Here is a 7,248-nt window from a genome sequence, read left to right on the forward strand (position 1 = left end):
CGCCCGCACTCGGCGCTCGGCGGCAGAACACCGGCAGAGGCCTACCGGGGCACACGGGACCAGATCAGATTGGCGGCATGATACGAACCCGAACCGAGCTTATTCCAGCCGCCAAACTGTCCGGGAAACGGGGACCACTTCAGTCCAGAATCGGTCGCGAGTACGACGTGTTTAACCAAGGCGATTCTGGAACCGAAAACCATGGTCTCGTGACGATCAATCCATGGAGCGGTGCTTGCACTGCACGCGTCACGAGTTTTGTAATCGGACAAGGATTTTTCCGACCGCCTTGCCGCTATCCTGGAACTCATGTGCTTCGGCCACTGCGTCGAGGTCATATGTCTTGACGATCCGCGGGGCATAGGCTCCGGATGCGGCACAGGCGGAGACCTCCTCGGCCGCCTGCCGCATCGCTGCTTCCGGCATGGTGTAGACGTAGACGAAACGGAACGAGAAGCCGCCTAGCAGTGCCGGGAAGAACGGGATCGCGAGAGAGGCCTGCGGCGATTTCGTCGAATAGGCCGAGATGACGCCGTCGCGTGCGAGACAGGCGATCGCCACGTCGATGTTGGCGGAGATGTCCACGTCGACGATGCGGTCGACTCCGTGGCCGGCGGTCGCGGATCTCACCGCCTGGGAGACGTCTTCCTCATGCCGGTTGACGACGAGATCCGCACCGGCCGCTCGGGCGACATCCGCCTGTTCGTCGCGGCTCACCGTTGCTGCCACCCAGGCCCCTGCCCATTTCGCAAGGAGGATCGCCGCATTGCCCACGGCGCCCGCTCCGCCCTGGACGAGAACCCGCCTGCCGCGCAGGTCGCCGTCCGCGAACAGGCACCGGTGCGCGGTCATCGCCGGGACGCCGAGGGACGCGCCGATCTCGAAGGACACGGTGTCGGCAAGCCTGACGGCCTGCACCGAAGGCACGACGACGAATTCGGCCGCGGTACCGAACGCCCTCCCCGTCTGCGCCATGTAGATCCAGACCCGCTCGCCGATGCGTTCCGAAGGCACGCCGGGGCCGACATCGTCGATGACGCCCGCTCCGTCCTGATGCGGCACGATCCGCGGGAACGGCATGGCCTTGCCGCCAAAACCGGTCCTCGTCTTGATGTCGGAAGGGTTGATGCCGGAGGCGACCACCCTCACCCGGACCTCCCCGGCTCCCGGCTGCGGATCGGGCAGGTCGCCGACGGTCAGCACCTCCCTCGCAGTTCCCTGTCTGTCATAGAAAGCAGCCCGCATGATGACGCACCTCTCGAATTGGCTGCCTCCAGCTAGGTGCGACGCAGGCGAACTTGCAAGTAGGCAACAGTTCTGCCTATAGGGATAGAAAGTACACTATTGGAGTGATCGATGACCGTTGGCCGGAAATGCCCCGTCGAAACCACCGTCGACGTCACCGGAGGCAAGTGGAAGCCGATGATCATCTACCGTCTCCTCGATGGTCCGCGCCGTTTCGGCGAGCTGCGCCGCCTGGTCGGAGACCCGAGCCAGCGCTCCTTGACGATGCAACTCCGCGAACTCGAAGCCGACGGGATCGTCGCCCGTGAAGTCTTCGCCGAGGTCCCTCCGCGCGTGGAGTATTCGCTCACTCCGTTCGGGCAGACTCTCGCGCCCGTACTGATGGCCATGCGGGACTGGGGTGTTGCGTTTCAGGAGCGGCGCCTGTCCACAAAGGGCTAGCCCACATCCCGCTGACCGGTTCCGGAGTTCGCCGAAAACCGCTCCACGAAGAAGTCGATCAGCACCCTGACTTTCCTGGATACGTGCGATCCCGGCGGCCTGACGATGTAGACGCCGATTTCCGGCAGGCCGTATTCCGCCATGATCGGCACGAGGGCGCCTGCGGTCACGTAGCTTTGCGCGATTACGACAGGGAGCGCCGCGACGCCCAGTCCGGCCGCCGTCCCTTCGGCGATGCCCACGGCGCTGTCCGCCTTGAACCGCCCCTGGCCGTTGACGACGACCGTCCTGCTGCCGTCGGACACCTTCCAGCTTTCGGTTCCCTGCAGGATCGCCTGATGGTCTAGCAGGTCCGAGGGTTTCTGCGGGACGCCGTGGACCCGCAGGTATTCCGGGCTGGCGAACAGGCCGGCCGCGAAGGCGCCGATCTTTCTCGCCGTCAGGTTCGAATCCTGGAGGTAGCCAACCCGTATGCCGCAGTCGAAGCCTTCCGCCACCAGATCAACATATCGGTCGCTGTAATGGGCGTGAAGCTGCAGGAGCGGATGCCGCCGGGCGAGTTCGGCGAGCGCCGGCGCGAAGTGTCCGGGACCGAAGGACGAGGGAACCGCCACGCGCAGCCGTCCCCTCAACTCTCCGGTCGGCAGCATCTCCTCGCGGGCGATGTCCATCTCAAGGCACATGCGGGCGGCGTGCTCGCGGAAGGAAACACCCGCCTCCGTGAGCGAGGCGCCTCTCGTCGTCCTCGCCAGAAGCTGGACGCCAAGCTCGCTCTCGAGGCGGACCAGCCGTCGGCTGACGATCGACTTCGGCAGGCCGAGACGCCTTGCGGCGACCGTGATTCCGCCGCCGTCGGCGACTTCGACGAAGGTCTGCATGTCCTCGAAGCTGATCATTCCCGTGTTCCAATTTTCGTTCCATAGAGTGGCTTTTCATAGGGATACCGTGCCGTTAATCGCAACGCTAGATTCCAGTCATCGAGCGGATCGAAACCACTGTCACCCACCGCCGCCGACATGAAAAAGGAACACGGCAATGCACAAGAACGTTTTCACCCCGGAGAATTCCGCCATGCTGCTGATCGACCACCAGATCGGCACGATGGCCTGGACCCACTCGCACGACATCAACCTGGTCAAGCAGAACGCGCTGAAGCTCGCCCGCATCGCCAAGGCCGCCAACATTCCGACCATCCTGACATCAAGCATGGAAGACCAGATCCAGGGGCCGCTGCTGCCGGAACTCGAAGCGATCCTGCCCGAGGCCTTCGCAGCCCGCATCAAGCGTCCCGGCATCGTCAACGCCATGCACCACGACGGCTTCAACCAGGCCGTCAAGGGGATCGGCCGCAAGAAGCTGTTCGTCGCAGGCGTGACGACGGAGATCTGCGTCACCTTCCCGGTCCTGCAGATGCTCGACGAGGGCTACGAAGTCCAGGTCTCGGCCGACGCGTCCGCCTCCTACACCAGGTACGGCGACGACATCGCGCTGCGGCGCATGGAAAAGGCCGGCGCGGTCATCACGACCGTCGACCAGATCATCTCCGAGCTTGCCGTCGACTGGACGAGCCCGCTCGGCCAGAAGCTCGTCGGCATCCTGAACTACCATTGAATACAGGATACCCGTGTTCGGCGCGGGCGGCAGAGCCCGCGCCGGGATCGGAGGATGACTTCCATGACCATGACCAGGATTCCTGCAGGCCGGATGCACGGCGACTTCAGGCAAGGCTTCGGCGTCGAGATCCTGTATCCCGGACTGACGCTCACGTCAGACGACAGCGGGATCGGCCCCATCGGCAGGATCGATCGCGCCCAGGTTCAACCCGGCCACCTCATAAGCATGCACCCGCACAAGGACGATGAGATACTGACTTACATCCGCAGCGGCGAGATGCTCCATCGCGACACGGTCGGAAATGAGAAGAGGCTCGACAAGACGCACTTCATGATGATGAACGCCGGCCATAGCTTTCAACATGAAGAACTGATGCTTGGCGACCGCCCGGTGCAGGCGCTGCAGATATTCCTGCGGCCGAAGGCACCCGATCTTGAGCCGATGGTGCAGTTCCACGATTTCCGGGAGGAGAGCAGCGTCGATGGCTGGCGTCTGATCGCCGGGCCGGGGGAGGCCCCGCTGGCGGTACGATCCGATGTCAGGGTCTTCGACGCCAGGATCAGCGATGGCGTTGAATTGCGACTGCCGGCCACCGAGGCGGGAAGGAATATCCTGCTTTACGTCTTCAGCGGAAAGATCGCCCTGGGGAACGAGAATATCTCGGAAGGCGAAAGCGTGTTCACAGCCGGGTTCGATAGCCATCCGACCGGATTGGAAGCGTCCGATGTCGTATTGTTCTCGATCGATACCAAGGCTGAGGTCTACCGCGGCGGCATGTTCAGCGGGAACCAGTGGCGGCGGTCCCGCTGACCGGAACCGTCCAACGATACTTCGGACGAGAATGACTAGTTCAGCAGACGGTTCTCCCGCAGGCGCGCCACCGCCAGATCGATGAATGCCCTCACCTTCGCGGGAGCATGGCGCCCCTCTGGGTAGAGGATATGGATGGGCAATGGCGGTTCCTCGTAATCGCCGAGCACAATCTGCAGATGCCCCTCAACGAGGGCCGGGCCGATCTGATAATGGAGAACCCGCGTCAGACCCCAGCCTTCCTTGGCGGTTGCGATCACCGCTTCGTTGGTGTTGCATTGAAGGACAGGGTCGATCGTCACCCGCTGATCCCCGGCAAACCGCCATTCCGGGGATGCCCATGCGCTGGTCGAAGCCGCGATCCGATGGCTTTTGAGGTCGGCCGGCACCGTCGGGACGCCATGGCGCTCGAAATAGGACGGCGAGCCGCAGATCACCCGCCGGACCGTACCGACCTTGATGGCGGTGAAGCCCGAATCCGGCAGATGGCCGATCCGCACCGCGACATCGATGCCTTCCTCGACGATGTTGACGGGCCGATCGATGAAGAGCGTCCGGGCACGCATCCCCGGATGGCTGTTCAGGAATTCGGTCATGATCGGCAGCACATACATCTGCCCGAAGAGCGCGGAGGCCGTGACGGCGAGCGTTCCGGTGGGGTTGGCATAGGAACCGCCCGCCGCAGCCTCCGCCTCCGCGATGTCGGAGAGGATCCGGCGGCAATCCTCGAAGTAACGGGTGCCCGCTTCAGTCAGCTTGACCGAACGGGTCGTGCGGACGAACAGTCTGGCACCGATCACATCCTCGAGGGAAGCCACGGCACGCGTCACCGCGGGCGCACTCAGGTGCATGAGGCGGGCGGTCTCGGCAAAGCTCCCGGTCTCCGCCACCTTCGCGAAAACCTTCATCGCCTGCCAACGATCCATCTGCCGCTGCCTCCCGCACGCTCAAAGGATTTTCATGAGTGACTCTGAACCGGCACCAGGATCCCGCTTCAGCATCTCCTCGTAATAGCCGGGCGATTGCCGGTTCGGCAAACGGAGTTTGGATGGATGCCGTAGGGGATGCAGCAGCACAGCGACCGCCGCGAAGGGCCGCAGGATGGAGAGTCCAAGGTCAGAGTCCATGATGCCGAGCCTTCGTTGATGGACGTTTCATCAAGGCCGCTGCCAAATGTTCGATCTCCAGGCAGGCGGGGCCGTCGATCCCGGCCCTCGCTGCCCGCTCCCGCCGCACCGCGCGATCCTCGTCGCTCGACGCGAGTGCAAGTGCTATCGCCTGTGAGATGGGAAAGTCGAAGCTGGATCCCTTTCTCGCCACATCGACTTCGGCTCTGGTCAGACCGAGCCTGGTGGCGTCGGCATCCTGCCGCAAAAGCAGCGGTACGTCTCCGCTGCCGGCGGTCAGAGCGAGTTCGATCGACAACCGCGCCCGCTCGTTGAGAGTGAATCCAGCCATGACGGCAATCCTCGGTCGGAGATGTCGGCGTCAGAAGCCGAAATGGCTGAGACCGGGATGGTCGTCCGGTCGGCGGCCGAGCGGCCAATGAAACTTGCGGTCCGCCTCGGCGATCGGGTGTTCGTTGATACTGGCGTGCCGGGCGCGCATCAGCCCGTCCTCGGCGAACTCCCAGTTCTCGTTGCCATAGGCGCGGAACCACTGGCCGCTGTCGTCGCGATACTCGTAGGCGTAGCGCACAGCGATGCGGTTTCCCGCGAAGGCCCAGAGTTCCTTGATCAGCCGGTATTCGAGTTCCTTGTTCCATTTGCGGGTGAGGAAGGCCTGGACCTCGGCACGGCCTGTCACGAATTCCGCGCGGTTCCGCCAGCGGCTGTCCTCGGTGTAGGCGAGAGCGACCTTCGCCGGATCGCGGCTGTTCCAGCCGTCTTCGGCAAGCCGGACCTTCTCGATCGCGGATTCTTCGGTGAAGGGGGGAAGCGGCGGACGGGACATGGAGTGCTCCTTGAGATGGGTAAAATGGGAGATGGGTAAAATGGGCAGGGGAGACGGGCGGCAGGGGAGTTGCCACCCGTGCTTCAGGTCACGCGGCGAGGCCGTCGATGCGGGGGAAGTCGATCTCGGTTCCCAGCGCTTCGTTGACGTAGTTGGTGAAGGTGTTGAGGGCGACATGCGCAATGATCTCGAGGATCTCCGCATCGCCGTAGCCGGCGGCGCGGACCGCCTCGATCGCTTGCGGCCCGACGGCGCCGCGGGCAACGGCCAGTGCCTTGGCGAACTCCACCGCCGCCGCAGCCTTGGGATCGTTCGAGCTTCCGCGGCGGTTGGCCGCGATCTCGCTGTCGTCGAGCTTCGCGAACTTGGAGCCGGTGAAGGTGTGGGCGGACAGGCAATAATCGCAGCCATTCACTTCGGCCATGGCGAGCGCGATCCGTTCGCGGGTCGCCAGCGGCAGCCTGCCCTTGCCGAGAGCGCCCTGGAAGGCGGTCCAGCCGCCCAGCGCCGCCGGGCTGTTCGAGACCAGGCGGAAGATGTTCGGCACCCGGCCGAGCTGCTTCTGCACGCCCTCCAGGATCGGGCGCGATGCCTCGGGGGCGTCTTCGATGATCGCGGGGGTGGGAATGTAGGACATCGTCTTTTCTCCGGTTGTGTGGGGGAGCACTGCTCACGTCCCAGTCAGGATGGCCCCAACCTCTGCGGCGCTGAATGCCGGAAAGGAGGAAGGGACTGTTGCGTTGAGGGCAGCAATGGGGCTTGAGATTGGCTTTAGGAATCGGGTCAGAGGGCGAGCTGGATGCGGTTTTCCCCGTCCGGCCCCACTTCGGCAGGCACGGCGCTGCAGATCAGGACCTCGTCGTCGGCGACGCTGGCGCCGGGTTCGCGGACATAGGTCACCGAACCCTTGAGCAGCTTGGTGCGGCAGGTGCCGCAGGTGCCTTCGCGGCAGCTGTACTCGGGCTCCAGGCCGCGGGCTTCCGCCAGTTCCAGCAAGGTGCCGGAGGCGGGTGTCCAGCGGTCCTCCTTCAGGGACGTCATGAAGGCCACGGGGACCGGTCTGGTCGACGGCGGAGGACGGACGGCGGGGGCGGCGCCGGCATCGGCCGTGCGTTTCAACGACGACGGTCCGAAGGCCTCGGCATGGATCCGCCCGTCGGCGATGTTGCGGCCCCGCAGCCCGTC

Annotated in this window: 10 protein-coding genes; 3 read left to right on the forward strand and 7 right to left on the reverse strand. The window is 64.4% G+C overall.

Annotated features, from left to right (window positions below):
• Positions 1 to 249 precede the first annotated feature (249 nt).
• The gene (locus J2848_RS35645; RefSeq protein WP_246194476.1) at positions 250 to 1,203 is read right to left on the reverse strand and encodes an NADPH:quinone reductase; all 954 of its coding nucleotides are present in this window, start codon (positions 1,201 to 1,203) and stop codon (positions 250 to 252) included.
• 153 nt (positions 1,204 to 1,356) lie between these two features.
• Between J2848_RS35645 and J2848_RS35650 the strand changes: the two genes are divergently transcribed.
• A complete protein-coding gene (locus J2848_RS35650) occupies positions 1,357 to 1,686 on the forward strand; it encodes a winged helix-turn-helix transcriptional regulator (protein ID WP_137140775.1) in 330 nt (109 codons plus the stop codon).
• Here the strand turns inward: J2848_RS35650 and J2848_RS35655 are convergent.
• Positions 1,683 to 2,582 carry a LysR family transcriptional regulator gene (locus J2848_RS35655; RefSeq protein ID WP_149235373.1) on the reverse strand — a complete coding sequence of 300 codons (900 nt, stop codon included), beginning with the start codon at positions 2,580 to 2,582 and terminating at the stop codon, positions 1,683 to 1,685. The two genes, J2848_RS35650 and J2848_RS35655, sit on opposite strands and share 4 nt — an antisense overlap.
• A 139-nt stretch (positions 2,583 to 2,721) precedes the next feature.
• On the opposite strand from J2848_RS35655, the gene J2848_RS35660 reads away from it, so the two are divergent.
• Together J2848_RS35660 and J2848_RS35665 are read left to right on the forward strand one after the other, a co-directional pair.
• Positions 2,722 to 3,297: an isochorismatase family protein gene (locus J2848_RS35660; RefSeq protein WP_149235374.1), complete on the forward strand. Its 576-nt coding sequence runs from the start codon at positions 2,722 to 2,724 to the stop codon at positions 3,295 to 3,297.
• Positions 3,298 to 3,360: 63 nt separating this feature from the next.
• The gene (locus tag J2848_RS35665; RefSeq protein ID WP_149235375.1) at positions 3,361 to 4,110 is read left to right on the forward strand and encodes a pirin family protein; all 750 of its coding nucleotides are present in this window, start codon (positions 3,361 to 3,363) and stop codon (positions 4,108 to 4,110) included.
• A 35-nt stretch (positions 4,111 to 4,145) separates the two neighbouring features.
• Here the strand turns inward: J2848_RS35665 and J2848_RS35670 are convergent, their stop codons facing one another.
• From J2848_RS35670 to J2848_RS35690, 5 genes are all read right to left on the reverse strand, one after another.
• Positions 4,146 to 5,036 carry a LysR family transcriptional regulator gene (locus J2848_RS35670; protein ID WP_149235376.1) on the reverse strand — a complete coding sequence of 297 codons (891 nt, stop codon included), beginning with the start codon at positions 5,034 to 5,036 and terminating at the stop codon, positions 4,146 to 4,148.
• A gap of 190 nt (positions 5,037 to 5,226) precedes the next feature.
• Positions 5,227 to 5,568: a hypothetical protein gene (locus J2848_RS35675; RefSeq protein ID WP_211103359.1), complete on the reverse strand. Its 342-nt coding sequence runs from the start codon at positions 5,566 to 5,568 to the stop codon at positions 5,227 to 5,229.
• 30 nt (positions 5,569 to 5,598) lie between these two features.
• Positions 5,599 to 6,063 carry a nuclear transport factor 2 family protein gene (locus tag J2848_RS35680; protein WP_149235377.1) on the reverse strand — a complete coding sequence of 155 codons (465 nt, stop codon included), beginning with the start codon at positions 6,061 to 6,063 and terminating at the stop codon, positions 5,599 to 5,601.
• Positions 6,064 to 6,151: 88 nt separating this feature from the next.
• Entirely contained in the window at positions 6,152 to 6,700 is a 549-nt protein-coding gene (locus J2848_RS35685; RefSeq protein WP_149235378.1) for a carboxymuconolactone decarboxylase family protein, read from the reverse strand.
• A 146-nt stretch (positions 6,701 to 6,846) separates the two neighbouring features.
• On the reverse strand, positions 6,847 to 7,248 hold a 402-nt coding region (locus tag J2848_RS35690; protein ID WP_253568865.1), incomplete at its 5' end, for a 2Fe-2S iron-sulfur cluster-binding protein.

Origin of the sequence: Azospirillum lipoferum, from assembly GCF_024170005.1 — a bacterium.
GTDB lineage: Bacteria > Pseudomonadota > Alphaproteobacteria > Azospirillales > Azospirillaceae > Azospirillum > Azospirillum lipoferum.